The organism is Streptomyces sp. NPDC056361, assembly GCF_042262805.1.
Taxonomy (GTDB): domain Bacteria; phylum Actinomycetota; class Actinomycetes; order Streptomycetales; family Streptomycetaceae; genus Streptomyces.
Genome location: NZ_JBHJQI010000003.1, coordinates 87,425 through 112,206, shown reverse-complemented (window position 1 = coordinate 112,206; position 24,782 = coordinate 87,425). Strand labels below are relative to the sequence as shown.

Genomic DNA, 24,782 nt, shown 5'->3' with positions numbered 1-24,782 from the left:
TCGGATTCCGGGCCCTGACACGCCGCAGGCTGGTGGACAGGTCGGCCGACCGCAACCTCCTTCCGCCCACGGCCCCTTGGAGCCTCGCCATGTCAGTTCCCGCGCAGAAGCAGCCGTCCGACCCGGATCCGAGCCGTCGACCGGCCGATGCCTCCGCCCCCGTCACGGCCGCCGCCCCCGAACGCCCCTCGGACACCGCGCCGCTGCGACGCGACTTCCTGAAGGGGGCGTTCTACGAGGCCGGCAAGACGTTCTTCCGGGAGGCTTGGAAGACCGTCGTCGGCGAGTGACGGCGGATCGGAGCACACTAATAAACTCGACTTCCCGATCACTCCTGGGAGATCACCTGATGAACGCCATCCCCGCCAACGCCATCCCCGCCGCGGACACGCAGGGAGCCGACGGCGCCGAGGGCCGTACCGGCGGCTGCCTGTGCGGCCGCGTTCGCTTCACCGCCCGGGGTCCGGCCGTCTTCCCCCACACCTGCGCCTGCGCGCACTGCCAGAAGCTCGGCGGCACCCCCGTGATGTGGTGGGTGGGCTTCGAGACGGTCACCTGGACCGGCGACAGCGAGCCGACCTGGTACGAGACTTTCGAGGGCGAGGCGAAGCGCGGCTTCTGCCCGACCTGCGGCAGCCGCGTGGCGGCGATCGACGCCGACGTCCCGGAGGTCGGCATCAACGCCACCGCCCTCGACGACACCAGCGGCACGGACCTCGTGCCCCTTCACGCGTCCTTCCGCGACAACGCCGTGCACTGGCTGCCTCCGGTGCCGGTGCCGGAGCCCGAGCACGACGCCACGAGGCACGCATCCCAGGCGGGCCTGGCGTGACCCGGTCACCCCAGCCCGCCGAGTTCCTCGATCCCAGCGGGCTCTCGCTCGTCGAGCACGCCCCACCGGTGCTCTCGCCATGGGAGCGGAGCGAGGTGGACCGCCTCTGGGAGGAGACGCGGGCCCGCAACCCCGCCACGTTCGACGGCCCACTGGTCGCGAGCCTCAAGGTCGACGAGGCCGCGTCGGGCCGCCTGGTGGTGGGGTGGGCACCCATGACGTATCGCCACCGGGCGCTGCGCCGGCTCCGGCCGCCCGAGCAGGTCCCCGGGTCGGTCTTCGTCACCGTCCTGCTCCCCACGGACGAGGGGCTCGTGCTCGGACGCGGATCGGCGACCACGGCAGCGCCCGGCCGATGGACCCTCCCGGGCGGCGCGGCCGAGCCCCCGCCGCCCGGGACGCCCCTGGACACGGAGGTGCTCCGCGAGCACGCCGCTCGCGAGCTGGCCGAGGAGACCGGCGTCCTCGTGGCCGGCGGGGAGCTGGCACTGTGGGGGCTCACCCGCGGACGCCGGTTCGGCAGCCTCGGCTTCCACTTCCTCTGCCCGCCGACGTCCGCCGCGCTCGTGCGCCGGACGTGGGCGGACCTGTCCGCCGCGCAGACGGCCGGGCACGGCGACGTGCCGGAACTCGACGCGCTCGCCTTCGTGCCTGATCCCACCCGTGCCGACCGGCTGGGTCCGACCGCGGACTACCTGCCCCAGGTGCTCGACCGGTATTTCGCGGCATGACCCGGTCCTGTGCGGCGCAGGGGGACGCCCGGGTGCACCGGACCGCACCGGACCGCACTGGACCGCACCGGGTGATCACAGGGCGTGACGCCTCGGGTAGCGGCGTCCGTCGCGTGGGGGGAGGGTGGTCGGGGTGCGACGAAAGGGCAATGTGATGACCGAAGGCCGACCTGCGACGACGACTGATTCCGGTGCTCCGGTGGAGAGTGACGAGCATTCGCTCACGGTGGGGCCGGGAGGTCCGATCCTCCTCCAGGACGCCTATCTGATCGAGCAGATGGCGCAGTTCAACCGGGAGCGGATCCCGGAACGCCAGCCGCATGCGAAGGGGAGCGGCGCGTTCGGCCGCTTCGAGGTCACGCACGACGTCAGCCGGTACACCAAGGCGGCGCTGTTCCAGCCGGGGACCCGTACCGACCTGGTCGTCCGCTTCTCGACCGTGGCCGGTGAGCGCGGCAGCCCGGACACGTGGCGGGACCCGCGCGGCTTCGCGGTGAAGTTCTACACGTCCGAGGGCAACTACGACATGGTCGGCAACAACACGCCGGTCTTCTTCGTCAAGGATCCGATGAAGTTCCAGCACTTCATCCGGTCCCAGAAGCGGCGGGCGGACAGCAACCTGCGCGACCACGACATGCAGTGGGACTTCTGGACCCTGTCGCCGGAGTCGGCGCACCAGGTCACGTGGCTGATGGGCGACCGCGGCATCCCTCGGACGTGGCGCCACATGAACGGCTACACCTCGCACACGTACATGTGGATCAACGCGTCCGGCGAGCGCTTCTGGGTGAAGTACCACTTCAAGACCGACCAGGGCATCGAGTTCCTCACCCAGGACGAGGCGGACCGCATGGCGGGCGTCGACCCGGACTTCCACGTGCGGGACCTGTTCGAGCACATCCGGGACGGGGACTTCCCGTCGTGGACGCTGCACGTCCAGGTCATGCCGTACGAGGATGCGGCCGGGTACCGGTTCAATCCGTTCGACCTCACCAAGGTGTGGCCGCACGGCGACTACCCGCTCATCCCCGTCGGCCGGATGACGCTGGACCGGAACCCCACCGACAACCACGCGGAGATCGAGCAGGCGGCCTTCCAGCCGAACAACTTCGTCCCCGGCATCGGGCCGAGCCCGGACCGCATGCTCCTTGCCCGGCTCTTCTCCTACGCGGACGCCCACCGCGCCCGCATCGGCACCAACTACCAGCAGCTTCCGGTCAACGCCCCCGTCGTCGACGTCCACACGTACTCCAAGGACGGCGCGATGGCCTACCGGAAGACGTCCGATCCGGTCTACGCGCCGAACTCCAAGGGCGGACCGGCGGCCGACACCGAGCGGTACGGGACGCCGCCGGGCTGGGCCGCCGACGGGGAGATCACCCGGGCCGCCTACGTCTCCCACCCGAAGGACGACGACTGGGGGCAGCCCGGCACCCTCGTCCGCGAGGTCCTGGACGACGCGGCCCGCGACCGGCTCGTGGACAACGTCGTCGGTCACCTCCTCGACGGGGTGAGCGAGCCGGTCCTGGAACGGGCCTTCGCGTACTGGACGAACATCGACGCGGCGCTCGGTGCGCGCATCGCCGAGGGCGTGCGCGCCAAGCGGGGTTCGTAGGGCTCGGGAGGCGAGGTACGCCGGAGCCGCCGCTCGTCCCGGAGCGGCGGCTTCGGCGTGGGTGGGCCCTACGCCGTGGGCAGGGTGATCTCCCGCTTGAGGATCTTGCCGCTCGGGCCCAGCGGGAGCTGGTCCACGACCCATACCTGGCGGGGGTACTTGTAGGCGGCCACCTGGTCCTTGACGTACGCGCGCAGTTCGTCAGGGGTGGCCTGGGCGCCGGGGCGGAGCGTGACCGCGGCGGCGACTTCCTCGCCCAGTTCGGCGTGCGGGATGCCGACCACGGCGGCGAGGGCGACGGCGGGGTGCTCGTGGAGGACTTCCTCGATCTCGCGCGGGTAGACGTTGTAGCCGCCGCGGATGATCATGTCCTTCTTCCGGTCGACGACGTAGAGGTAGCCGTCGTCGTCGGCGCGGGCCAGGTCGCCGGTGCGCAGCCATCCGTCGGGGATGGCGGCCTCGGTCTCCTCCGGGCGGTTCCAGTACCCCTTCATCACGTTCGGGCCCCGGACGGCCAGCTCGCCGATCTCGCCGGGGGTGACGTCCTGGCCCTTGTCGTCGAGCAGGCGTACCTCGACGTCCTGGATGGGGGTGCCGATGGAGCCGGCCTTGCGCGGGCGGTCGGGGTGGTTGAAGGTGACCACCGGGCTGGTCTCGGACATGCCGAAGCCTTCGAGGACCGGACAGTCGAACCGCCGCTCGAATCCATGGAGGATCTCGACCGGCAGCGAGGCGCCGCCGGAGATGCACATCCGCAGCGTCGACACGTCCGCGTCCGAGGGGTGCTGGAGCAGCGCCGCGTACATCGTCGGCACGCCCTCGAAGACGGTGGCCCGTTCGCGGGCGATGGCTTCGAGGACGGCCGCGGGGTCGAAGCGCGGGATGAGGACGAGCGAGGCGCCGCTGCGGACGGCCGCGCTCATGGTGCAGATCTGCCCGAAGATGTGGAACAGCGGCAGGCAGCCCACCACGACGTCGTCCGGCGTCATCCGCTGGATGTGGACGGTGTTGACCTCGGTGTTGTGCCGCAGCCCGGCGTGGGAGAGGACGGCGCCCTTGGGCCGGCCGGTGGTGCCGGAGGTGTACAGCAGGACGGCCATGGCGTCGTCGCCCGTGTCGGCGACCTCGGCCAGCGGCTCGTGCAGGTCCAGGAGTGCGGCGAAGGCGGCGGGTTCGACGGCCGTGTGGCGCACTCCCGCGGCGGCGGCGCCCTGGGTGCCCTCGCCGGGGGCCTGGTGCCATTCGAAGAGCCGGACCGCGCCGGAATCGGTGAGGTGGAACTCCGTCTCCCGGGTCTTCAGGAGGGGGTTCATCGGGACGACGACCGCTCCGGCGCGGAGGATGCCGTAGTACAGCACGACGAACTCGGGAACGTTCGGCAGCATCAGGGCGACGCGGTCCCCGGGCTGCACGCCTTCGGACCTGAGCAGGGCGGCGGCGCGGGCGCTGCGCTCGTCCAGCTCCCCGTAGGCGATGACCTGCTCCCCCAGGCGCAGCGCCGGGCGCTCGGGCTGCCGCCCTGCCGTCTCCACGAGGAACCCTGCCAGATTGGCCATGACCCGCCTCCGTTACACAGAATCGCCGGATGTTTACATCGTCGACATCTTGCAGCCGTACGGGGCCGGGGCCTATGGCCTGCGGGACAACGCACGGGCCCCGGGATTGTCCTCGGCCACAAGACGGGGGCATTAAGCTGCGCAGATGATTCTTTCGGGTGTGGCGGAGACGCTTCTGTCCGGGCTTCCGCAGCTGGGTGAGCGTATGGCGCTGCGCATCCGCGGGGACGTCGAGGCGTACAGGGACGAGTCGCTGATCACCCTGGATTCACTGCGCCGCTCCTGCGCCGCGAACGCGGGCCTCATCCTCACCCACCTCCGCGTCGGAGGGGCTCCGGACGCCAGTTCGGCCCGCGAGACCGGACGGCTCCGCGCCGAGCAGGGTGTTCCGCTGGCGGACACGCTGCACGCCTACCGGATCGGCTCGCAACTCCTGTGGACGGAGATCCTCGCCGAGGCCCGTACGCGCCCGGACGTGTCCGACGACCTGCTGCTGACGGAGTCGGCCGAGTTCTGGGCGCTGTCCGGGCTGTACGCGGAGGCGGTGGCCGTCGCCTACCGGGAGGCGGCCGCCGAGCTCACCTCCCAGGGGCAGGCGAGGCGCTCCGCGCTGGTGGAGGCGTTGTTCACCGGCATCGTCACCGACCGCACGCTGTGGGAGGCGGCGCGCGAACTCGAACTGCCCGAACACGGGCCCTACGCCGTCGCCGCGGCCACGGTGGACACCCCGGGAGAGGAGCCCCTCGCCGGCGCGGAGGCGGCCCTGCGCCAGGCGAACCTTCCCTCCGCCTGGCGTCTCCTGCCGGACGAGCAGCTCGCGCTGATCGCCCTGCCCACGGCGGCGGCGGAGAGCACGTGCCTGCGCGCCCTGCGCCGGACGCGCGCCCGTGTCGGCTTCAGCCCGCGCTTCTCCTCGCTGCGGGACACGCCTCAGGCGCTGCGCTTCGCCCGGCTCGCCCTCGCCGGGCTGGAGGGTGCCGGCCCCGGCGTGGCCCGCTTCGACGACAATCCGCTGGCCATGGTCGTCGCCGCGGCTCCGGCCGAGGCCACGCACCTGATGGAGCTGGTTCTCCGGCCGCTGCTCGACCTTCCGGCCGCGGAACGGGCCCGGCTCCTGCGCACCCTGGAGCACTGGTTCGCCGCCGCCGGCTCGGCCGGCGCCGCCGCCCAGAGCCTGTTCGTCCACCCCAACACCGTCCGCTACCGCCTGCGCCGCGTGGAGGAGCTGACGGGCCGCTCCCTCTCCGATCCGCGAGCGGCGGCGGACATCGGCGCGGCGCTCCTGGCGGTCCGTGGTCCAGGACGAGTCGACGCGTCCCGCCCGACGCCATAGGGTCAGCCCTCAGCAGGTGCGCCCGGCCTGGGAGTTGACCAAGTCCCCGATCGTCGTACCGGTCCCCGGAGCGTCCCGTCCCGCGACGATCCGCGACTCGGCGGCAGCGGCCGACCCGACGCTCACCGCGGCGGAGTTCGCCGAACTCGACGCGCGCTGAAGCTGCGACCCCGTGACGGCGGCCGGGCCGCTCTCCCCCTCCGCGTGATGTCGTCGGCGAAGGCGTGCGGCGTCTCACGCGAGGCCTTCCGGGGGCTCACTCCTCGTCCACGATGTGCATCGCGGCCTCCTCGGCGGAGGCCGCGCCGCCGTCGATGCCGAGGTCGCGGGCATTGAGTTCGTACCGGGCCGGGCCGGTTCCCTGGTCCTCGGAGAGCAGGCGGCCGGCGCGGCGGCCGCCGACCTGGTCGTCGAGGAGTTCCCCGTCGGTGTCCGTGGCGTCGCCGAGACCGTCGCCTTCGGGGGCGGCGAGCTCCGGCGCTTCCTGCGCGAGCCGCGCGTCGAGGGATTCGCCGCGTACGCGCTCCGCCGCGGTCACTCCCTCGTGCTCGACGCCCAAGGGGCGTTCGGGCGGCGAGTAACCCTCGTCGAGCGGGTCGCCGGCGGGCGCGTAGAGGGTGTCCTCGTAGTCCAGTACGCCCGCGTCGTCCTGGACCTCGCTGCCGTCGGGCTGGTAGACGTCGTCACCCCACGCCTCGGTCTCAGTCATGTGGAACTCCGTTCGCCGCACCGCGGTTCATCGCGTGGTGGAGGGGAGAGCGAAACGGAAGGCGCCTGCTCCGCTGCCCAGTTGAAGCCAGAGGTACCGGGGCTGGGTGACGACGCGCAGGGCGACGGCAGCACAGCCCGGGCAGCGGGCGGTCAGGCCGGGTTCGGGGCCGTAGACGTGCAGTTCGGCCACGGTCGCCGGCAGGCGGCAGGAGGGGCACAGGCGCCAGGCCGTGGTCGGGCCAGGTGGTGTCGAACTTGGACCACCGGGTCACGCAGTGGATGTCGACGGTGGGCTCCTCCGGCGGGAGGGCCATCATCTGGTCCCGCGTCCAGGTCCGGGTCTCCCCCACCTCGGTGGTCACGGTGAACGACCACCGGTCCGTGGGGACGTGCGGGGTCGGCCCGGCGGACAGGACGGGAAACGATTCCGTGGGGTACTGCCCCGGCGGCAGCCGGCCTTCGAACGCGTGGGTCCTCCCGTGGAACCCTGGTGACAGGCTGCCCATGGGTTCACTCCTCTCGCTCGAAGTCGGCCTCCGCCCGCTCGTCGTCGAGATCGGCTTGGGCCTGCGTGTACAGGTCGTGCACGAATCTCCGCGCGTCCTCGGGCGAAATGCCGACGCCGAGCCGAAGGAGGCGGCCAGTCCACGAGGCGAGGGGATCGCCGGGTTCTTTCATGGGAACCTCTTGACGGGCTGGAAGTCCTGGACGTCATCGGCTGTCGGTCGGCGACAGGCTGGAAGGCGGGGCTCCACCGCCGCACGCACGCCGGCTCCGCGGAACCCGCCATGGGGACACAGCGCACCGTGTCCCTGCTCTTCCTTCCATGATCCCCTCCTGCCGTGCCCGCGCAACCCGGCGTGGCCGGGGCCGCCGGTCCGGTCCTGACGGCGTTCGTGCGTGCCCGTCGCCGCGCGCCGGGTCGGCTGCGGGTACGCGATGCGCTCATCGCCTCCTGCCCAAGAGCGGGTGGGTCCGGGACACGGCCTTGGCGACGAACGCGAAGGAGCGCGAGCTGTGGGGCGCGTAGATGAGGCGCAGGGTGTCGGGCCTGGTGGGCTTGGAGAGGACCGGCTTGCGGTGGCTGAAGGTGTCGAAGGACGTCTCGCCGTGGTAGGCGCCCGTGCCGGATTCCCCGACGCCGCCGAACGGCAGGTTCGGGACGCCGAGGTGGATCATCGGCGCGTTGAAGACGAGCCCTCCGGACGAGGTCCTCTCCAACAGGGCCTGCCGGGCCGCCTTGTCGCGGGTGAACGCGTACAGGGAGAGGGGCTTGTCCCCGGCGTTGACGAAGTCGATGGCCTCGTCGACGTCGCGGACGGTCAGGACCGGGAGGATCGGGCCGAAGATCTCCTCGGTCATGACGGGGGCCCCGGACGGCACGTCGATCAGCACGGTCGGGGCGATGTAGCGCTCCGCCGCGTCGGAGACGCCGCCGGTGAGGAGTTCGCCTTCCGCCGTGAGTCCGGTCAGGCGCCGGAAGTGGCGGTCGTCGACGATGCGCCCGTAGTCGGCGCTGGTGCGCGGGTCGGTGCCGAACATCTCCTGGACGGCGTGGGGCAGCGCGGCCAGGAGGGAGTCGCGTGCGGTGCGGGTGACGAGGACGTAGTCGGGCGCGACGCACGTCTGCCCGGCGTTGGTGAACTTGCCCCAGGCCAGTCGGCGCGCGGTGACGGCCGTGTCGGCCGTCTCGTCGACGAAGACGGGTGATTTGCCGCCGAGTTCGAGGGTCACGGGGGTCAGGTTCTTCGCCGCGGCGGCGGCGACGATACGGCCGACGGTGCCGTTGCCCGTGTAGAAGATGTGGTCGAAGCGCTGCGCGAGCAACAGCGTGGTCCCCTCGACCGCTCCCTCGACGACGGCGACGGCCTCCAGGTAGCGGGGCAGGAGGTCGGCGAGCAGGCCGCTGGTGGCGGGGGCCAGTTCGCTGGGCTTGACGACGGCCGCGTTGCCGGCGGCCAGCGCGCCGACCAGGGGGTTCAGAGTGAGCGCGAGCGGATAGTTCCAGGGCGCGATGACCAGGCAGACGCCGAGGGGTTCGGGATGGATCCGGGCCGTAGCCGGTTTCAGGTTCAGGGGGACGGCGACCCGCCGCGGACGCATCCAGCGATCGAGGTGACGCAGGGCGTGCTCGACCTCGGCGAGGACTCCGCCGATCTCGGTGACGTGCGACTCGGTGCGCCCTTTGCGCAGGTCGTCGTAGAGCGCTTCCTCGATGTCCGAGGTGTGCTCCCTGAGGAGCCGCCGCAGGGCGTGGAGCTGGCGTCGGCGTCAGGCGCCCGGCCGGGTGAGACCCGAGTCGAAGGTGGCCCGCAGGTCCGTGACGGTCTGCGGGACCCGAGCGTGCCCCGCCCCGAGGTCGACGAGGAATGGGTGGAGGTGGACGCGGGCGAGTGGGGCGTCGTCCCCACGCGCGTCATCCGCCCCAAGGGGGTGACCGGACCACTGCCCGTGGTGTTCTACATCCACGGCGCGGGCTGGGTGTTCGGCGACGACAAGACCCACGACCGGCTCTTCCGCGAACTCACGGTCGGAGCGGGCGCCGCGGGCGTCTTCCCCGTCTACGGCCGCGCACCCGAATGGAAGTACCCCACCCAGATCGAGCAGAACTACGCCGTGGGCCAGTGGGTCATGGCGGAAGGCGCGCATCACGGCCTGGACACCTCACGGGTGGCGGTGACCGGCGAGTCCGTCGGCGGCTGCATGTCGACGGTCTTCGCGCTGATGAACAAGGAGCGCGGCGGCATCGACCTCAAGGCCCAGGTCCTGCTCTACCCGGTGACCGACGCCCACTTCGACACCCCGTCGTACCTGCAGTTCGCCGAGGGCTACTTCCTCACCCGCGACGGCATGAAGTGGTTCTGGGACGCGTACACCACCGACCCGGCCGAGCGCGCCGAACCCTACGCCTCACCCCTGCAGGCCACCCTCGAACAGCTCAAGGGCCTCCCCACCACCCTGGTGATCACCGACGAGGCCGATGTCCTGCGCGACGAGGGCGAGCAGTACGCCAACAGGCTCCGCGAGGCCGGCGTGGACGTCACCTCCGTCCGCGTCGCGGCCATGGTCCACGACTTCCTCCTCCTGGACAGCCTCCGCGACACCCGCGCCGCCAACGTCGCGCGCAAGCTCGCCGTCGACGCCCTCAGGACGGCGCTGCACGGCGACTGACGCACGTCGCACTCCCCTACGCACGACCGCACGAAGTCGGGCCCGTCGGCGCCATCGCGGCTCCGGCGGGCCCGCCGCGTTCTCCGCGGCGGTGCGGCCACCCGGTTGCGACGTACCCCACACCCCTTGATGTTTACGATGATTACATTGATGTCTTAATGTGAATAGTGCATACATCGTGCGTGGTCGAGAGGGAAGAGAGATCGGAATGACGAGCGAGCTGTTCTCGCCGCTGACCCTGCGCTCCGGAGGGGTACTGAAGAACCGGATCGCGAAGGCGGCCATGGAGGAGAACATGGCCGACGACCGCCAACTCCCCGACCGGCGGCTGCTTTCGCTGTACCGACGCTGGGCCGCCGGCGGCACCGGCCTGCTGATCACCGGCAACGTGATGGTCCACGCCGAGGCACTGACCGGGCCCGCAGGAGTCGTGCTCGACGAGCACGCACCCCTGCATCCCTTCAGCGAGTGGGCGAAGGCGGGAAAGTTCGGCGGGGGCGCGATCTGGATGCAGATCAACCACCCCGGCAGGCAGGTGACCGCCGACATGCCCGGCGTCGTCTGGGGCCCCACGGACATCGGCGTCAACCTGGGCAAGCACAGCGGCCGCTTCGGCAAGCCGACGGCCATGACCGCCCAGCAGATCCAGGAGACCGTCGCGCGGTACGCGGTGACCGCGCGGCGCGCCGAGGAGGCCGGTTTCGACGGCGTCGAGATCCACGCCGCCCACGGCTACCTGCTGTCCCAGTTCCTCTCCCCTCTGGTCAACAAGCGCACCGACCGGTGGGGCGGATCACTGGAGAACCGCGCCCGGATGCTGCTCGACATCGTCCGCGCCGTGCGCGCCTCCGTCTCGCCGTCCTTCGCGGTCGCCGTCAAGCTGAACTCTGCCGACTTCCAGCGCGGGGGCTTCGACGCCGACGACGCGCGCCAGGTGATCGAGACGCTGGAGCCGCTCGGCGTCGACATGGTCGAACTGTCCGGTGGCAGCTACGAAAGCCCCGCCATGACCGGCCGCCCCGCCGACGACCGCACCCAGGCCCGCGAGGCCTACTTCCTCGACCTCGCCAGGGACCTCGTCAGGACCAGCCCGCTCCCGCTGATGCTCACCGGGGGCATCACCCGCCGCGTCACCGCGGAAAGGGTTCTCGACAGCGGCGTCTCGGTCCTCGGCATGGGCACCGCGCTCGCCGTCACCCCGGATCTCCCGGAGCTCTGGCGTCGGGGCCGCGAGGCCGACCGCACCATGCGGCCGGTGACCTGGTCCGACAAGGCCCTCGCCTCCGCCGCCGGCATGGCCCAGGTCCGCCACCAGATGCGCCGCCTCGCCCGTGGACGCGCCACCAAGCCCGGCACGCACCCGGCCATCGCCCTCGCATCCGAACACCGAAAGCAGCGGCGCGCCCTGCGCAACTACCGGACCTGGCTGGCCACTTCCCGGGCCACTTCGCAGGCCGCGGCCTGACGTCGACGCCGATGGCGCCCCGGGACGCGCACGTCCCCGTGCCGCCCGGGCGCCATCGACCCCCGCGCTCCCGGAGCCCCCTCTTGTTGACGCTGCTCACATCACCCCCTTACAGTCCTATGTATACATCGCTTATATGAGAGCGAGGGCCCTATGTCTCCGACCGAGCAGGACACCGTCAAGGTCGACCTCGGCGGCCGCGCCGCCGCCGTCCCCCGGGGCGGGCTGTACGACCGCTACCGGATGAACCCGAACCTCGACGAGATCGCCCGCGACCCCCGCGTCAGCGGCGTGGACTTCTTCCGCCGGCTACCCAAGACCAAGGTCGACTCCCCGATCGGCGCCACGCTCACCCCGAACTTCTACTACGCGATCTCGACCGCCCGGCTCACGATGCTCGCGCCGTCCCGGGCGATCCGCAGCCGACTGCCGGAGGAGCTCTCGCCGCTGGAGATCGCGCCGGGCCTCGGACTGGTCTCGGTGATGTTCTTCCGCTACGACGTGTGCGACATCGACTTCTACACCGAGGCGGCCGTGGGAATCGCCGTCAAGCCCGCGCGGCACGGAGGGTTCGGCTTCTTCGACCTCGTCACCGGCCTGAAGAACGAGCACCTCGACAGCTACGTGCTGTCGCTGCCGGTGAGTTCGGAGATCGCCCAGGTCCGCGGCCACGACGGCTACGACTTCCCCAAGTGGGTCACCGGGCTCGACGTCGACATCGACGACCGGCGGACGACGGCCCGCGTGGCCGACGACGCCGGCGGGGTGGACCTGTCCCTCGTGGCGAACACCCCGACCCAGCGCGCCTACCCGAGCGGCGAGCGCGTCGGTTCCCTCACCTCGTACACGAGGATCAACGGCGCGTGGCACTCCACGTTGAACCAGACCAACGTGCTGAAAGCCGGTACGACGCGCAGCACCGGCGGCATCACCCTCCAGCTGGGCGAGGGCCGCATGTCCGACGACCTGCGGTCGCTCAAGCCGAAGCGGACCATCCAGTTCGACGTCATGACCGAGGGCCAGGCCGCGCTCCACATGCCGGTGCCCACCTCGGTCCAGAGCCGGAACAAGTAGCAAGGAGTCCGTGCCATAGCCACCGACCACGCCGTCCGTTCCACCGCCCCCCGCGGCCCGCGCCTGCCCGCGTTCATCACTCCGGGCCTGCTCGATCAGCTGGCCGCCCGGGTCTCGGCCGCGCCGCACGCCGCACGGGTCACCACCAACGCCCCGTACACCGGCGCGCCCTTGGCCGATTTGCCGGTCTCCACGCCCGAGGACGTCGAGGCCGCGTTCGCGCGGGCGCGGAGCGCGCAGAAGTCCTGGGCGGCCACGCCGATCGAGGAGCGCAAGCGGATCCTGCTGCGCTACCACGACCTGGTCCTGGCCCGGCGGGACGAAGCGTTGGACCTGATGCAGGCCGAGAACGGCAAGACCCGCCGCGACGCCTTCCTGGAGGTCGTCGACATCGGCATCGTGTCGCGGTACTACGCGCGCAGCGCCGCCAAGTACCTCCGCCCCAAGAGGCGGCGCGGCGCGATCCCACTGCTCACCCACACCACCGAGCTCCGCCACCCCAAGGGCGTCGTCACCGTCATCTCTCCGTGGAACTACCCGCTGAGCATGGCCGCGAGCGACACCGTCGCGGCGCTGATGGCCGGCAACGCCGTCGTGCAGAAACCCGACACCCAGACCGCGCTGACCGCCCTGTGGTCCATGGACCTGATGTACGAGGCGGGCCTGCCGGCCGACGCGTGGCAGATGGTGATCGGCCGGGGAAGCTCCATCGGCGGTGCGCTGATGGACAACGCCGACTACATGATGTTCACCGGCTCCACGGCCACCGGGCGCCGGATCGCGAGCGACGCCGGGGAGCGCCTCATCGCCGCCTCCCTCGAACTCGGCGGCAAGAACGCCATGATCGTCCTGGACGACGCCGACATCGACAAGGCCGCCGAGGGCGCCGTCAACGCCTGCTTCCCCTCCGCGGGACAGCTGTGCGTCTCCATCGAGCGCCTGTACGTGGCCGAGTCCGTCCGCGACGCGTTCGTCGCCGCGTTCGTCGCGCGCACCAGGAAGCTCGAGATCGGCGCCGCGTACGACTACAGCATGGACGTCGGCAGCCTCACGACCCCGTCCCAGCTGAAGACCGTCACCGAGCACGTCGGGGACGCCGTCGCCAAGGGCGCGACCGTCCTCGCCGGCGGCAAGGCCCGCCCCGACCTCGGCCCCCTCTTCCACGAGCCGACCATCCTCACCGACGTCACCCCCGACATGACGGTGTACGACCACGAGACGTTCGGCCCCGTCGTCTCCGTCTACTCCTACCGCGACGTCGACGAGGCCATCGCCATAGCCAACGCCACCGCCTACGGCCTCAACGCCAGCGTCTGGTCGGGCAACGGCGCGCGCGGCCGGGCCGTCGCCGCCCGCGTCCACGCCGGCACCGTCAACGTGAACGAGGCTTTCGCCGCGGCCTGGGGAAGCATCGACGCGCCGATGGGCGGCATGGGCGACTCCGGACTCGGCCGCCGCCACGGCGCCGACGGCATCCTCAAGTACACCGAGGCCCAGACCGTCGCCCACCAGCGGCTCCAGGGCTTCTATCCACCGTCCCGCATCAGCCCTGAGACGTGGACCACGCTGCTGACCGGCGCTCTGAAGGCCATGAAGGCGGTGGGCGTCCGCTGAACGCCGGACATGGGGCGCAGGAGTGCAGGAGCAAGAAGCGCAGGAGCAGCGCCGAGAACGGCTCACTCGTCATCCCGGTTCCCTCTTCCCTTTCGATCATTTATGATGTATGCACCGTTCACATGAGGACTGCAATGTGGACACCGCACATATCGGGAAGACGAGTGGGCCCCATGTCGCAGAGCAGTACGTACCATCACGGCGATCTGCGTGCCGCCTGCCTGCGGGCGGCACGGGAACTACTGGAAGAGGACGGGAGCGCGGGCCTCTCCCTGCGCGCGGTCGCGCGCAGGGCCGGGGTCTCGGCGACGGCACCGTACCGCCACTACGCGGACCGCGACGCCCTCGTCTCCGCCGTCGCCGCCGAGGGCTACCGTGAGCTCGCCGAGCACCTGGCGGCGACCCATCCCGCCCCCTCCACCCCGGACGACCTCGCTGCCGTCGCCGTCGTCTACGTCCGGTTCGCCCTCGACCACCCCGCCCTGTTCCGCGCCATGTTCGCCGAGCCCTGCGACCCGACCAGCGAGGAACGCCTCGCCGCGACGGAGGCGATCACCCAGTACGTCCAGGGCATCGTCCGCAGCGCCTTCCCCGGCGTCGAGGACACCGGCGCACTCGCGACCACCGTCTGGGCCCTCGTCCACGGCCTGGCGTTCCTCCACCTCGACGGCAAGCTCGACGCGTCGACACCCGAGGTCGTCGCCGACCAGGTCCGCACCTCCGTCCTGGCCCTGTTCGCCGCCTCCGCCGGCCTGCGGACGGCGACCACGGCGGGCTGACCGGCGCAGCTCAGCCCGCCCGGCTGAGGCGTTCCGTCGGGATCGCCTCGATCGTGCGACCCGCCCGACCGTCGATCAGGCCGCGCACGCCGGCAACCAGTGCCCAGAGCAGGAGAGGGAACGCGGCGACCCGTTCCGTTCCTCCCATGCCGAGACCGAGGTACTGGTGGGAGAGGAACAGCCCGAGGGCGGCGAAGGCGGTGACGCCCAGTGCCGTGGAGCCCCGCCGCAAGGCGGGCGGTATGCGCTCCGAAAGGCCGAAGCCTGCGAGAACGAGACCGATGTTGCCCGTCGCCATGATGAGGAGGGCGCCCAGGACGTGCTGGTTCTCGTGGGTGTCCGCAGGGGCCAGGCCGGCCAGCACGAATCCCACGCCGGCGCCGGCGAGCAGCACGCGGGCCGTGGCGGCGGCCCGGTTCCCGCGCCACAGGTCACCGGCGGTCAGGACGACGCCGATGGCGAACAGCGCTCCCAGGACGACGAACGAACCATTCATCAGGCCGTGCTCGGGGGAACAGACGTAGCGCGGTTCAGGCTCCGGCTGTAAGGCGCAGAGAGCGTTCCCCAGGTCGCTGATGTTGTTGTGTGCCCAGCTGTACGGCCTGTCCCAAGCCGACTCGGCGATCCCGTGGACGACGAGGAACTGCACCACGCCCACGATCCATGCCGCATATCCGATCCCGATCCCGATCCGGACTCTCACCTGTTCACCTTCCGTCGCGCGAAGTGCGTACGGACAGCCGATCATGCGGCGCCGAACTCGGGCACTCCGACGACCCCCCTGGAACGGGGTGGGGCAGCCCCCACCGTGGCGGTGACGCGGGTGGGGAGGGAGGGAGGGGGCGGGAAGGAAACGGGCTGAGCCACGGCGTCCTCCCGTGCTTACATGGCCGGCATGATGTCTGCCGACCGCATACTCGCCTTCGCGGCCATGTCGTTCCTGCTGATCGTGATCCCCGGCCCCAGCGTGCTGTTCGTGATCGGGCGCGCGCTGGCACAGGGACGCAGCGCCGCGCTGGCCACGGTCGTGGGGAACACGATCGGCTCATACGTACTGATCGCGGCCGTGGCGTTGGGGATCGGGTCCGTCGTGGAGCGCTCGGTGCTCGTCTTCACGCTGCTGAAGCTGACGGGCGCCGCGTACCTGGTGTATCTCGGCGTCAAGGCCTGGAAACAGCGTGGTTCGTTGCAGGCGGCGTTCGCCGGTGACAAGACCGCGCACGGGAGTCTGCGCACGATGGCGGAAGGGTTCGCGGTCGGCGTGGCCAATCCGAAGACCATCGTGTTCTTCGCCGCCGTGCTGCCGCAGTTCGTCGACCGCGGCCAAGGCCACGTCGTCGTGCAGATGTTGGTGCTCGGTCTGGTCTTCAACGTCATCGCGGTGGCTTCGGACAGCGTCTGGGGGCTGGCCGCGGCGACCGCGCGGAACTGGTTCGCCCGCTCGCCTCAGCGTCTCTCGATGGTCGGCGGCGTGGGCGGACTCGCGATGGTCGGCCTCGGCGTCACCGTCGCCGTGACGGGCCGCAAGGACTGACGACTCGCCGGCCGACCGGCCGGCCGAGGAGCCGGCGGGCCGCCCGGGAGGGCGGGGGCTCGGGGGCCGGTGGGGCGGAGCTGAGCGTCAGGGTGTGCGTGCGGCCGGGGTGCAAGCACGAGAGCATGGCGGCTCCGTCGGGACGATGGTGGGGCCGGGGCGGCCGTGCCTCGCGGTACGGGCGCCCCGGCCCCGGCGGGCGGTTCATCGATCTATCGCGGCAATCGCGGCATCCGCGTCAGCACGTAAGCCTGCGTCTGCGTCTGCGTGCGCACGAGTGGTTCGGCTGTGGTGCCGGTCAGGCCGTGCGGTCTGCGGCGAGCCGAGTGGCCAAGGCGGGTATTCCGAGGGCCTGTTCGTCGGTCGGTGTGGCCTGGTAGAGCTTGTTGGTCAGCTGGTACGGGTCGTTCACCAGGTCGTAGTACTCGCGGAACTTGACCTGGCCGGTGCCGGAGACGGTGCCGTTCCCGTCGGTGGTCAGGTCGTAGTACTCCGTGTACTGCTTGTCCTTCGCCACGTACGAGGACCAGGTCGGTACGCCGCCGGCCGCGGTGCCCTGCTTCCACCACTCCACCAGCAGGTGGTCGCGGCTCTGGGCGGTGAGCAGGGAGGTGCCGTCCTGCGGGGCGCCGGGGGTGATGCCTGCGGCGTCGAGGATGGTCGGCGCGATGTCGATGTTCGCGACGATGCGGTCGTCCACCGTTCCCGCGCCGAGTCCGCCGGCCGGCCAGGAGAGGTAGAAGGGCACCTCGTGGGCCGGGCGGTAGGGCACCGACTTGGCGGTCCAGCCGTGGTCGCCCCAGCTGAACCCGTTGTCGCCGATGTAGATGACGAGGGTGTTGTCGAGCTGGCCGAGGGCCTGGAGCTTGTCCTTGAAGGCCTGTACGGCGTCGTCGACGGAGAGCAGGGTGCGCAGCTGCTCGGCGCGGATGGTCCGGCCGTCGGCGAGGGTGCCGGTGGCGTTCTTGACGTACGCCGGCTTGTCGCTGCGGTCGTTCTCGGGGACGGAGGGCCGGCCGTTCCAGTCGGGCACGGGGGTGCCGGCGTACTTCGCCTCGGGGGTGCGCGGGCCGTGGGACGCGTACGGGGTGACGTACGCGAACCAGGGCCTGGTGTCCGTGGCGGCCTTGTCGAGGAACTTCAGGGTGCGGTTCTTGACGATGGTGGTGGTGTAGCCGCTGATCGTCTGGACGGTGCCGTCGACGTTCCACTGGGCGTCGACGTAGCCGGGCTGGAGGAGGGCGAACTCCTCGAAGTGCGGCGGGTTGTCCGCCAGGGTCCAGGAGTTGAGGTACTTGCCGAACAGTCCGGTGCGGTAGCCCGCCTGCTTGAGGTACTTCTGCACGGTGGTGCTCTGGTCGAGCGCGTACGAGGCCTTGTTGTTGCGTACACCGTGGTTGTGGGCGTGACGGCCCGAGAACACGCTGGAGCGGGAGGGCGAGCACAGCGGGGTGGTGACATGGCCGTTGGTGAACTTCACACCTTGGTCGGCGAGCCAGGCCAGGGTCTTGGGCAGGGCCCATTCGGTGTGCTTGGGCTGGTCGTCGGTGACGATCAGCAGGATGTTCGGCCGGCCTGCGGCAGCGGCGGGGGCGGCTCCGGCGACCTGCGCGAAGGCGGGCACGGCGGTCGCTGCCGCGACCGCGGCAGCGCCGCCGAGGAAGCCTCGCCGGCTCACCTGCGGGCGTCGATTCTCGCTCATGATGTCCATTCCTCTGGGTGCGACTGCACAAGGGGCACAGCGGACGGGCGCACGGGGAACGTGCGTCGGTGCCGCGGTGGTGAAGGGGAAGAGACGGGAGTCAGGCGGGGGCGCCAGGTGGGGATCCCGTGGGGGGAAGGGGCGCGTTCAGGGCGCCGGGGCGACCGTACAGAGGGCGCTGGCCACGCGCCCTTGGTCGACGTGGCGGCGCGCAGTGAGGATTCCTGCTGCCATGGCCACGACAGTAGGCGGAGTGGCTCCGCCACTCCATGTACGGCGGATGAAATGACCTCCCCACCCACACGATTTCAGTGGCCGAGGTATGGCTGCGTTCCTTCGCGGCGGCGCTTCCGAGCGTGCGCCGAGCCCATTCCGACGACGAAGTCCGGTCCTGGTTCCGAGAAGTGGCCGTGCCCGGCCACGAGACCTGGGTGGCGACGGTCGAGGGCGCGCGGGGCGGTGTTCCCCACGCGCCGGGCCGCGTCAGGCAGGGTCGTCCCGGGTCGGCGACGTGATGATCGAGAACGCGCCGCCCTGGGGGTCGGCAAGGACCGCCATGCGGCCCGCGGACATGTCGAAGGCCGGGGCCAGGACCGTGGCGCCGGCCCGGACGGCGGCTGCCTGGACGTCGTCCACGCTGTCGACGTGGAAGTACGGCTGCCAGTGCGGCGGCACGCCAGGGGGCATGCCGGCCAGGTCCATCATGCCTCCCACCGCACGACCGGCGACCTGGAACTCGACGTAGCCCTGGGCTTCGGGCATCTCGGAGCGGGCCGTGGTGACGGGCAGGATCGCGGAGTAGAAGGCGGCGGCGGCCGGGAGGTCGCCGGTGGCCAGCTCGTTCCAGATGAGGGCGCCGTGCTCGTTGACGATGCCCGCACCGTCGAAGGTGCCGCGCTGCCACAGGCCGAAGACCGCACCCGCCGGGTCGGCGATCACGGCCATCCGCCCGAGGTCCATGACGTCCACCGGGCCCATCATGACCGTGCCGTGGGCGTCGGTGACCGACTTGACGGTGGCATCGATGTCGTCCGTCGACAGGTACGTCGTCCACACCGTCGGCGGCATGAGGTCAGGGACGGTCCCGTCCGGGTTCATCGCCTTCATGATCCCGGCGACCGGCTTGCCCTTGAGGCTGCAGACGGCGTAGCCACCGGTCTCCGCCGGTCCCACTTCGCCCTGCCAGCCGAAGAGGTCGCAGTAGAAGTCGATGGCTGCCTGCTGGTCGGGGGCCATCAGGTCGATCCAGCACGGTGTGCCGGGCTTGTAGGGGCCGTTCTTTTCGGGCACGGATACCTCCGGAATGCCGCTCGGGGAAGGACAGGCCATCCCGTACCCGGGCCGTGTACGCGGAATCGAGCCGTACGGGTGAAGCGCGTGGGCCGCGCAGGGCGGCCCTTACGACATGGGGATCCATGAGCGGCGGAGCGGGTGCTCGGGGGCGATGTGCCGGGTCGCCTCTGGGCTCCCAGGGCCGGGGTGTCAGTGGTTCGTGCAAGGGTGCCCCCATGGAACCTTCGGGAGTGATCGAGGCATTGTGGGATCGGATCCAGGCGCGCGATTGGTCAGGTGTCGCCGACTTGGTCGCAGAGGACGCCGTGGTCGATTGGCCGGTCAGCGCGGAACGCATCGTCGGCAACAAGAACTTCGTCGCGGTGAACAGCGAATACCCGGGGGGCTGGTCGATTCGGGTGCTGCGGATCGTGGCCGACGGCAGTGAGGTGGTCTCCGAAGTCGAGGTGCCGCACGACGAGTTCGGCGTGTTCCGCGTGGCCTCGTTCTGGACCGTCCAGCAGGGACGGATCGTGCGTGGCCGGGAGTACTGGACGAGTGTCGGGGCTGATCCGCGCCCGGAGTGGCGGGCGGCTCTGGTCGAGCCCATGTGAAGCGGTTGCCGCTCGCGGCGACGTTCCGGCTGATTCGGTCGTGCCGTAGCAAGGGCCATGCGGGTCAGGTGAGTGGTGAAGCCGACCTGACCCGCGCGGCCTGCTCCCGTCCTGCCCCGCCTGGTGTCTCCCGCGCACGCTTCGGCGGGTTGGGTACGGCCGTTGATCACACCGGCCGAACCGCCAGGCCAGCACGTCCCGACCTCGTTTTCCCCCGAGGTCGTTAGTGTGGCGGCATGGGCTACGACGTGCACATCACCAGGCGTACGCCGTGGTGGGAGGACGAGGGCGCGCGGATCACCACGCGGGAGTGGGGTGCGGTGGTCGCCGCCGACTCGGACTTGGAGATGGTCCAGGTGGCCCAGGCCTCGCCGCGCGGCCAGGACGCGGGGGTCGAGTACCGGCACGAGTGGCTCGCGCAGATGCGCACCCACCCGCGACGGGACGCTCACGGCGCCTGGTTGAACTGGGCGGACGGGCAGGTCGTGGTGAAGAACCCCGATGGGGTCCTGATCGCGAAGATGCGGGAGATCGCACGGGCCCTCGGGGCGCGGGTCCAGGGCGACGACGGCGATTACTACGACGAGTGACCACGGCTCGTTCGCACCGGACCCGGGGCGGGCGGGCTCAGTCGAGGAAGTCGCTCCAGAACGGCACGGACACCTGAGGGGGCCAGGGAGGGCTCACCTCGGCTCCGCCGAACTCGTGGTCGATGTAGTGGGCCAGATCCCGGCCGTAGCAGATGATGTCGGTCCCCCACATCGACAGCACGGGATGGCGCCGGTGACCGCTACCGGCCGGCAGAAATCGGTGCGCGTACACGGGAACGAGCCGTGGCGCCCGCGCCAGTACCGCCCGGGCCGCGTCGACGGCCTCCTCGTCGGTTGCCGGGCGCTCCCCCAAGGCCGGATGCCAGCGGCCGCCTTCCACCTCGTGCAGGACCTCCCGCACGGGCCACTCCAGCCGGTCGCGCAGCTCGTCGGGATCGGCATGACGCCAGTCGGGCCAGGGCTGCTCCCACGTCGCACCGTCCTCCGGAGGCGACTTCACCGGCAGTCCCGCGGCCAGGAAGGCACGATGCTCCGGGGAGAACTCGAAGCCGTAGGTCGCCTCGACCCGGGCGAACTCCTCTTCGCCGAGCCCCGGAGCCATCTCGCAGCAGTCCGCCTCCGCCAGCCGCCGTGCGGCCTCCACGCCCAGCCGAGCGCCATCGGTGTCGATCATCGAGGCACCGTACACACGCCGCTACCGGCGTCGCTGCCATTTTTCGGGGCGGCGACGCCGGTCTTCGACAGCTGAGCTCTTGCAAAATATATAGACCGGTCTATTCTTCAGTCATGGTTGGAGCCAAGGGAACCAAGGGGACCGAGACCAGCTCGCGGCTGGCGGAGTCGATGCTGGAGTTGATCCAGCGGCACGGATACAGCGGTACGGGACTCAACGCGGTGGTGGAGCACGCGGGCGCGCCCAAGGGTTCGCTGTACTTCCACTTCCCTCAAGGGAAGGAGGCGTTGGGAGAGAAGGCGATCGAACTCGCGGCCGCGCGGTTCGGTGCGCTGGTGGCCGACTCGGCGACGGGGCCGGCCACGGCGGGTGAGGTGCTGGGGCGTGTGATCGACGAGCTGGCCGGGATGCTCGACGGCAGCGACTTCCAGCTGGGGTGCCCGGTCTCGGTGGTGACGCTGGAGATGGGGGCGGAGAGCGAGCGGCTGCGCGGTGCCTGCGCCGATGCCTTCGAGTCGTGGATCGCGCCGGTGAGCGAACTGCTCGTCGCGAACGGCCGGCCTCGTGCCGTCGCCCGCGCACTGGCGACCGCCGTGGTCAGCATGGTGGAGGGGGCGGTGATCGTGTCGCGCGCCCAGCGGTCGACCGAGCCGCTGTACTGCGCGGCGCAGGCCATCGCCGTCCTGCTGGCAGAGGGTACGGAGGTCCCGGCATGAGCGCGGACGAGCGGCACGCGCTGGTGCTGGGTGCGAGCGGATTCATCGGGCGCCACGTGGTGCTCGCACTCGGGCAGGCCGGCGTGCGGGTGAGTACGGCCAGTCGGAGTGACGCGTCCTACCGGAGACTGGCCCAGTGGCTGGCCGGGCGCGGATACGGGGAGGCCCCGGCCGACTTCCGGGTCGATTACACGAAGGCGTCGCTGATCGTGGGCGACGGCGACGGCGACGGCGACGGCGACGGCAACGGCAACGGCAACGGCCGTGGCGGCAGCGGCAGCGGCCATCTCGACGGCGTCACCGAGATCTACAACTGCGCCGGCGCCTTCCGGTTCGGCATGGCGGAGGACGAGGCCCGTCACGCCAACGTCGACAGCGTGCGCGCGGTCGTCGAGTTCGCGGCGCGACTGCCGCGGCTGCGTCGTCTGGTGCAGATCTCCGGGTACCGCGTGAGCGGGCAGGACTCGGCCCCGTGGAGCGAGGAGCGCCGACGCGAGACCTATCGGGCGCTGGGTGCGTACGAGGCGTCCAGGGTCGAGGCGGACGCCGTGTTCCGGGAGTCGGCGACGGAGTCGGGCGTTCCGTGGTCCATCGTCAATCCGGCCAGTGTGATCGGCGACAGCGCCACCGGTGAGTCCGACCAGTACCTGGGGCTCGCCACCAACGTGAACGCCCTCTGGCAGGGATCGCTCCCCGCGTTCCCGGGCGACGGGCGGACGTTCGTGCCCGTGGTCGCGGCCGACTACCTCGCCCGGTTCATGACCCTGCTGCCGACGGACGCGGACACCGAGCGCACCGCGTACTGGCTCCTGGACGACGACACGCCCGCGCTGCCCGACCTGCTCACGCTCGTGGCGGAGCAGTACGGCGTCAAGGCACCCCGGGCACGGATTCCGGTGGCCCTGCTCAAGCGGCTCCCCCGCCGGCTCACGCAGGCCGATCCGGAGACGCTGACGTTCCTGTCGTCCGACCGCTACCCGACCGCTTCGGCCCATGCCGTGGCCGCGCGGCACGGGCTGACCATGCCGGACACCGCCACCACGATCCGCCGCTGGGCCGACCACCTGGCGGCCCACCGCTTCGGCGACGCGCCCGCGGGTGGCAGACGGTTCACGACGACCGGCGGCACACGGACGTTCGAGCTGGGCGAGGTCGGCGCGCCCACGGTGGTGCTCCCCGGTCTGCCGGTCAACGCCGACACCTGGGCGCCGGTCGTCGCAGCCGTCGGGAACGCCCGCGCCGTCGACCTCCCCGGTCTGGGCATGAGCGCCGGGTCCCGCGACGACTGGCCGTCCTGGACGACCGCGCTGGTGACCGAGACAGGCGCCCGTCACCTGGTGGGCCACTCCATCGGCGCCGCCGCTGCCGTCGAGGCGGCGGCCGCCCACCCCGACGCGGTGGAGCGACTCACGCTCGTGTCACCGTTCTTCCTTCAGGCCGCCCCGCCGCGCGCTGCCACGTGGACGCCCCTGACCCGCCGGTTCCTGAGCAGGATGGCTCCCGCCGCGCTGGCCGAGCGGCTGACCGGCACCGCGGACCACGCGGCGTCGCTGGAATCGGCCGTCGCGGACCTGCGCCGCGGCACCACCGCGGCCACCGTTGCCCGGCTCCTGGCCGCCGGTGCGAACCCGCGGTGGCGCGCAGATCTACGGGCCGCGCTGCAGCGATACCCCGGTCCCGTCCACATCGTCGTCGGCTCCGACGATCCCCTCACCCCTGAGGGGCAGTCGCTGCTGGACACCCTCCCGCACGTCACCGTGACCGAGATCGCCGGGGCGGGGCACCATCCGCAGCTGACCCACGCGCAAGACGTCGCCCGGGCCGTCGGCGGACGGATGGCGGCCCCCGGCACCGGGACGGGAGGGGGCGCCACCGCCGTACACACGGGCCCGTGACCCTGGCGGCGGGGAGGGGGCGTCGGCGTCCGGAGGGATCTCGGCGCCCACGAAACCGCCGCATGACGGACAATCCTTGTGGGGGCGGCGGGACACCTACCGACCACAGGGGTTGCCATGACCGATCTGCCGGCCGCCGGTACGACGAGGGTCTTCCTCGTGGACGACCACGAGGTCGTACGGCGGGGTCTGCGTGACCTGATCGACGACGAGCCCGACATGGAGGTCGTCGGGGAGGCGGGCACGGCGGACCAGGCACTGGCCAGGGGGCCCGCGCTGCGTCCTGACGTGGCGGTCCTCGACGTCCGGCTGCCCGACGGCGACGGGATCGCCGTGTGCCGGGAGCTGCGCTCCCGGATGCCCGGGATCGCGTGCCTGATGCTGACGTCCTTCGACGACGAGGACGCGCTCCTGGACGCCATCATGGCGGGGGCCGCGGGGTACGTGCTCAAGCAGATCAAGGGTGCGGATCTGGTGTCGGCGGTACGGACCGTGGCCACCGGGCAGTCGATGCTCGACCCGGCCACGACCGCCCGGCTCATGCATTCGCTGCGCGACCCGGAGGCGGCCAAGCCACCGGAGGACGAGCGTCTGGCGGCGCTGTCCGAGCGGGAGCGTTCCGTGCTGGAGCTGATCGGCGAGGGGCTCACCAACCGGCAGATCGCCGAACGGCTGTACCTGTCGGAGAAGACCGTCAAGAACCACATCTCACGGCTGCTCGGCAAGCTGGGCGTGGAGCGCCGCGTCCAGGCGGCCGTGATCGCGGCACAGGTCCACGAGCACGAGTCCGAGAAGAGGTAGCACCCTCAGCGCTCGCCCGTCGCGGTAGCCGTCGCCGCCCGCCGACCACGCCCGCCGTCACCGGTCACCGGTCACCGGTCACCAGTCGCGGTCGCCGGTCACCGGTCGCGGTCGCCGGTAGCCGTCGCCCCTCGCCGGCCGCG

At 71.3% G+C, this 24,782-nt stretch carries 25 protein-coding genes and 3 pseudogenes; 18 read left to right on the top strand and 10 right to left on the bottom strand.

The annotated features are described in order from the left end of the window. Nucleotides 1–89: 89 nt before the first annotated feature. The 4 genes from ACFCY7_RS01965 to ACFCY7_RS01950 all read left to right on the top strand — a co-directional run bounded on the left by ACFCY7_RS01965 (nucleotide 90) and on the right by ACFCY7_RS01950 (nucleotide 3,178). Complete coding sequence (locus ACFCY7_RS01965; RefSeq protein WP_376480492.1) at nucleotides 90–290, top strand: hypothetical protein; 201 nt, start codon at nucleotides 90–92, stop codon at nucleotides 288–290. Nucleotides 291–349: 59 nt separating this feature from the next. Continuing rightward, complete coding sequence (locus tag ACFCY7_RS01960) at nucleotides 350–832, top strand: GFA family protein (RefSeq protein ID WP_376480491.1); 483 nt, start codon at nucleotides 350–352, stop codon at nucleotides 830–832. Further along, entirely contained in the window at nucleotides 829–1,563 is a 735-nt protein-coding gene (locus ACFCY7_RS01955; protein ID WP_376480490.1) for an NUDIX domain-containing protein, read from the top strand. The genes ACFCY7_RS01960 and ACFCY7_RS01955 overlap by 4 nt, the downstream gene beginning before the upstream one ends. Before the next feature lie 154 nt (nucleotides 1,564–1,717). Beyond that, nucleotides 1,718–3,178: a catalase gene (locus tag ACFCY7_RS01950; RefSeq protein WP_376480489.1), complete on the top strand. Its 1,461-nt coding sequence runs from the start codon at nucleotides 1,718–1,720 to the stop codon at nucleotides 3,176–3,178. A gap of 68 nt (nucleotides 3,179–3,246) precedes the next feature. Here the strand turns inward: ACFCY7_RS01950 and ACFCY7_RS01945 are convergent, their stop codons facing one another. After that, entirely contained in the window at nucleotides 3,247–4,734 is a 1,488-nt protein-coding gene (locus tag ACFCY7_RS01945; protein ID WP_376480488.1) for a long-chain fatty acid--CoA ligase, read from the bottom strand. Nucleotides 4,735–4,939: 205 nt separating this feature from the next. Between ACFCY7_RS01945 and ACFCY7_RS01940 the strand changes: the two genes are divergently transcribed. Together ACFCY7_RS01940 and ACFCY7_RS01935 are read left to right on the top strand one after the other, a co-directional pair. Then, nucleotides 4,940–6,067: a PucR family transcriptional regulator gene (locus ACFCY7_RS01940; RefSeq protein WP_376480487.1), complete on the top strand. Its 1,128-nt coding sequence runs from the start codon at nucleotides 4,940–4,942 to the stop codon at nucleotides 6,065–6,067. Then, nucleotides 6,027–6,227, top strand: coding sequence for an aldo/keto reductase (locus ACFCY7_RS01935; protein WP_376480486.1), 201 nt, complete (start codon nucleotides 6,027–6,029; stop codon nucleotides 6,225–6,227). Before ACFCY7_RS01940 ends, ACFCY7_RS01935 begins: the two co-directional genes overlap by 41 nt. A gap of 96 nt (nucleotides 6,228–6,323) precedes the next feature. On the opposite strand, the gene ACFCY7_RS01930 is transcribed toward ACFCY7_RS01935, so the two are convergent. From ACFCY7_RS01930 to ACFCY7_RS01910, 5 genes and pseudogenes are all read right to left on the bottom strand, one after another. Next, entirely contained in the window at nucleotides 6,324–6,776 is a 453-nt protein-coding gene (locus ACFCY7_RS01930) for a DUF5709 domain-containing protein (protein ID WP_376480485.1), read from the bottom strand. A 27-nt stretch (nucleotides 6,777–6,803) separates the two neighbouring features. After that, nucleotides 6,804–7,016 (bottom strand): annotated as a pseudogene (locus ACFCY7_RS01925) (DUF6510 family protein); the annotation flags it as partial. A gap of 1 nt (nucleotide 7,017) precedes the next feature. Next, nucleotides 7,018–7,284: pseudogene (locus ACFCY7_RS01920) on the bottom strand (molybdopterin-dependent oxidoreductase); the annotation flags it as partial. A 4-nt stretch (nucleotides 7,285–7,288) separates the two neighbouring features. Then, nucleotides 7,289–7,456: a hypothetical protein gene (locus ACFCY7_RS01915; RefSeq protein WP_376480484.1), complete on the bottom strand. Its 168-nt coding sequence runs from the start codon at nucleotides 7,454–7,456 to the stop codon at nucleotides 7,289–7,291. 267 nt (nucleotides 7,457–7,723) lie between these two features. Further along, nucleotides 7,724–8,995, bottom strand: a complete 1,272-nt coding sequence (locus tag ACFCY7_RS01910) for an aldehyde dehydrogenase family protein (RefSeq protein ID WP_376480511.1) — start codon at nucleotides 8,993–8,995, stop codon at nucleotides 7,724–7,726. Nucleotides 8,996–9,004: 9 nt separating this feature from the next. Here ACFCY7_RS01910 and ACFCY7_RS01905 point away from each other — a divergent pair, with 9 nt between their 5' ends. From ACFCY7_RS01905 to ACFCY7_RS01885, 5 genes are all read left to right on the top strand, one after another. Continuing rightward, nucleotides 9,005–9,949, top strand: coding sequence for an alpha/beta hydrolase (locus tag ACFCY7_RS01905; RefSeq protein ID WP_376480510.1), 945 nt, complete (start codon nucleotides 9,005–9,007; stop codon nucleotides 9,947–9,949). Nucleotides 9,950–10,157: 208 nt separating this feature from the next. Continuing rightward, nucleotides 10,158–11,414, top strand: coding sequence for an NADH:flavin oxidoreductase/NADH oxidase family protein (locus ACFCY7_RS01900; protein ID WP_376480483.1), 1,257 nt, complete (start codon nucleotides 10,158–10,160; stop codon nucleotides 11,412–11,414). 153 nt (nucleotides 11,415–11,567) lie between these two features. Then, on the top strand, nucleotides 11,568–12,488 hold the full coding sequence (locus ACFCY7_RS01895; protein WP_376480482.1) for an acetoacetate decarboxylase family protein: 921 nt from the start codon (nucleotides 11,568–11,570) through the stop codon (nucleotides 12,486–12,488). 15 nt (nucleotides 12,489–12,503) lie between these two features. Beyond that, nucleotides 12,504–14,102 carry a succinic semialdehyde dehydrogenase gene (locus tag ACFCY7_RS01890; RefSeq protein ID WP_376480509.1) on the top strand — a complete coding sequence of 533 codons (1,599 nt, stop codon included), beginning with the start codon at nucleotides 12,504–12,506 and terminating at the stop codon, nucleotides 14,100–14,102. A 173-nt stretch (nucleotides 14,103–14,275) separates the two neighbouring features. After that, a complete protein-coding gene (locus ACFCY7_RS01885) occupies nucleotides 14,276–14,881 on the top strand; it encodes a TetR/AcrR family transcriptional regulator (protein ID WP_376480481.1) in 606 nt (201 codons plus the stop codon). A 10-nt stretch (nucleotides 14,882–14,891) separates the two neighbouring features. Here the strand turns inward: ACFCY7_RS01885 and ACFCY7_RS01880 are convergent, their stop codons facing one another. Further along, nucleotides 14,892–15,584, bottom strand: a complete 693-nt coding sequence (locus ACFCY7_RS01880; RefSeq protein WP_376480480.1) for a DUF998 domain-containing protein — start codon at nucleotides 15,582–15,584, stop codon at nucleotides 14,892–14,894. 192 nt (nucleotides 15,585–15,776) lie between these two features. On the opposite strand from ACFCY7_RS01880, the gene ACFCY7_RS01875 reads away from it, so the two are divergent. Then, a complete protein-coding gene (locus tag ACFCY7_RS01875; protein WP_376480508.1) occupies nucleotides 15,777–16,415 on the top strand; it encodes a LysE family translocator in 639 nt (212 codons plus the stop codon). A 298-nt stretch (nucleotides 16,416–16,713) separates the two neighbouring features. Here ACFCY7_RS01875 and ACFCY7_RS01870 read toward each other — a convergent pair whose 3' ends face one another. Further along, the gene (locus ACFCY7_RS01870) at nucleotides 16,714–18,117 is read right to left on the bottom strand and encodes a sulfatase (RefSeq protein WP_376480479.1); all 1,404 of its coding nucleotides are present in this window, start codon (nucleotides 18,115–18,117) and stop codon (nucleotides 16,714–16,716) included. A gap of 305 nt (nucleotides 18,118–18,422) precedes the next feature. Between ACFCY7_RS01870 and ACFCY7_RS01865 the strand changes: the two are divergent. Then, nucleotides 18,423–18,578, top strand: a pseudogene (locus ACFCY7_RS01865) (GNAT family N-acetyltransferase); the annotation flags it as partial. A 22-nt stretch (nucleotides 18,579–18,600) separates the two neighbouring features. On the opposite strand, the gene ACFCY7_RS01860 reads toward ACFCY7_RS01865, so the two are convergent. Continuing rightward, entirely contained in the window at nucleotides 18,601–19,353 is a 753-nt protein-coding gene (locus tag ACFCY7_RS01860; RefSeq protein ID WP_376480507.1) for a VOC family protein, read from the bottom strand. A 272-nt stretch (nucleotides 19,354–19,625) separates the two neighbouring features. On the opposite strand from ACFCY7_RS01860, the gene ACFCY7_RS01855 reads away from it, so the two are divergent. Both ACFCY7_RS01855 and ACFCY7_RS01850 read left to right on the top strand, forming a co-directional pair. Beyond that, nucleotides 19,626–20,003: a nuclear transport factor 2 family protein gene (locus tag ACFCY7_RS01855; RefSeq protein ID WP_376480478.1), complete on the top strand. Its 378-nt coding sequence runs from the start codon at nucleotides 19,626–19,628 to the stop codon at nucleotides 20,001–20,003. Nucleotides 20,004–20,239: 236 nt separating this feature from the next. Continuing rightward, complete coding sequence (locus tag ACFCY7_RS01850; protein WP_376480477.1) at nucleotides 20,240–20,593, top strand: hypothetical protein; 354 nt, start codon at nucleotides 20,240–20,242, stop codon at nucleotides 20,591–20,593. Between the two features lie 37 nt (nucleotides 20,594–20,630). On the opposite strand, the gene ACFCY7_RS01845 is transcribed toward ACFCY7_RS01850, so the two are convergent. Beyond that, nucleotides 20,631–21,227 carry a hypothetical protein gene (locus ACFCY7_RS01845; protein WP_376480476.1) on the bottom strand — a complete coding sequence of 199 codons (597 nt, stop codon included), beginning with the start codon at nucleotides 21,225–21,227 and terminating at the stop codon, nucleotides 20,631–20,633. Nucleotides 21,228–21,340: 113 nt separating this feature from the next. On the opposite strand from ACFCY7_RS01845, the gene ACFCY7_RS01840 reads away from it, so the two are divergent. The 3 genes from ACFCY7_RS01840 (at nucleotide 21,341) to ACFCY7_RS01830 (ending at nucleotide 24,639) form a co-directional block, all read left to right on the top strand. Beyond that, nucleotides 21,341–21,943, top strand: a complete 603-nt coding sequence (locus tag ACFCY7_RS01840) for a TetR/AcrR family transcriptional regulator (protein ID WP_376480475.1) — start codon at nucleotides 21,341–21,343, stop codon at nucleotides 21,941–21,943. Continuing rightward, nucleotides 21,940–23,838, top strand: coding sequence for an alpha/beta fold hydrolase (locus tag ACFCY7_RS01835; RefSeq protein WP_376480474.1), 1,899 nt, complete (start codon nucleotides 21,940–21,942; stop codon nucleotides 23,836–23,838). The genes ACFCY7_RS01840 and ACFCY7_RS01835 overlap by 4 nt, the downstream gene beginning before the upstream one ends. A 117-nt stretch (nucleotides 23,839–23,955) precedes the next feature. Continuing rightward, complete coding sequence (locus ACFCY7_RS01830) at nucleotides 23,956–24,639, top strand: response regulator (RefSeq protein ID WP_376480473.1); 684 nt, start codon at nucleotides 23,956–23,958, stop codon at nucleotides 24,637–24,639. Nucleotides 24,640–24,782: the final 143 nt, after the last annotated feature.

Coding starts and splice junctions, on each gene's coding strand:
- ACFCY7_RS01965 (WP_376480492.1), top strand. CDS start 90: ATGTCAGTTCCCGCGCAGAAGCAGCCGTCCGACCCGGATCCGAGCCGT.
- ACFCY7_RS01960 (WP_376480491.1), top strand. CDS start 350: ATGAACGCCATCCCCGCCAACGCCATCCCCGCCGCGGACACGCAGGGA.
- ACFCY7_RS01950 (WP_376480489.1), top strand. CDS start 1,718: ATGACCGAAGGCCGACCTGCGACGACGACTGATTCCGGTGCTCCGGTG.
- ACFCY7_RS01945 (WP_376480488.1), bottom strand. CDS start 4,734: ATGGCCAATCTGGCAGGGTTCCTCGTGGAGACGGCAGGGCGGCAGCCC.
- ACFCY7_RS01940 (WP_376480487.1), top strand. CDS start 4,940: ATGGCGCTGCGCATCCGCGGGGACGTCGAGGCGTACAGGGACGAGTCG.
- ACFCY7_RS01930 (WP_376480485.1), bottom strand. CDS start 6,776: ATGACTGAGACCGAGGCGTGGGGTGACGACGTCTACCAGCCCGACGGC.
- ACFCY7_RS01915 (WP_376480484.1), bottom strand. CDS start 7,456: ATGAAAGAACCCGGCGATCCCCTCGCCTCGTGGACTGGCCGCCTCCTT.
- ACFCY7_RS01900 (WP_376480483.1), top strand. CDS start 10,158: ATGACGAGCGAGCTGTTCTCGCCGCTGACCCTGCGCTCCGGAGGGGTA.
- ACFCY7_RS01895 (WP_376480482.1), top strand. CDS start 11,568: ATGTCTCCGACCGAGCAGGACACCGTCAAGGTCGACCTCGGCGGCCGC.
- ACFCY7_RS01885 (WP_376480481.1), top strand. CDS start 14,276: ATGTCGCAGAGCAGTACGTACCATCACGGCGATCTGCGTGCCGCCTGC.
- ACFCY7_RS01875 (WP_376480508.1), top strand. CDS start 15,777: ATGATGTCTGCCGACCGCATACTCGCCTTCGCGGCCATGTCGTTCCTG.
- ACFCY7_RS01870 (WP_376480479.1), bottom strand. CDS start 18,117: ATGAGCGAGAATCGACGCCCGCAGGTGAGCCGGCGAGGCTTCCTCGGC.
- ACFCY7_RS01860 (WP_376480507.1), bottom strand. CDS start 19,353: ATGGCCCCCGACCAGCAGGCAGCCATCGACTTCTACTGCGACCTCTTC.
- ACFCY7_RS01855 (WP_376480478.1), top strand. CDS start 19,626: ATGGAACCTTCGGGAGTGATCGAGGCATTGTGGGATCGGATCCAGGCG.
- ACFCY7_RS01850 (WP_376480477.1), top strand. CDS start 20,240: ATGGGCTACGACGTGCACATCACCAGGCGTACGCCGTGGTGGGAGGAC.
- ACFCY7_RS01845 (WP_376480476.1), bottom strand. CDS start 21,227: ATGATCGACACCGATGGCGCTCGGCTGGGCGTGGAGGCCGCACGGCGG.
- ACFCY7_RS01840 (WP_376480475.1), top strand. CDS start 21,341: ATGGTTGGAGCCAAGGGAACCAAGGGGACCGAGACCAGCTCGCGGCTG.
- ACFCY7_RS01835 (WP_376480474.1), top strand. CDS start 21,940: ATGAGCGCGGACGAGCGGCACGCGCTGGTGCTGGGTGCGAGCGGATTC.
- ACFCY7_RS01830 (WP_376480473.1), top strand. CDS start 23,956: ATGACCGATCTGCCGGCCGCCGGTACGACGAGGGTCTTCCTCGTGGAC.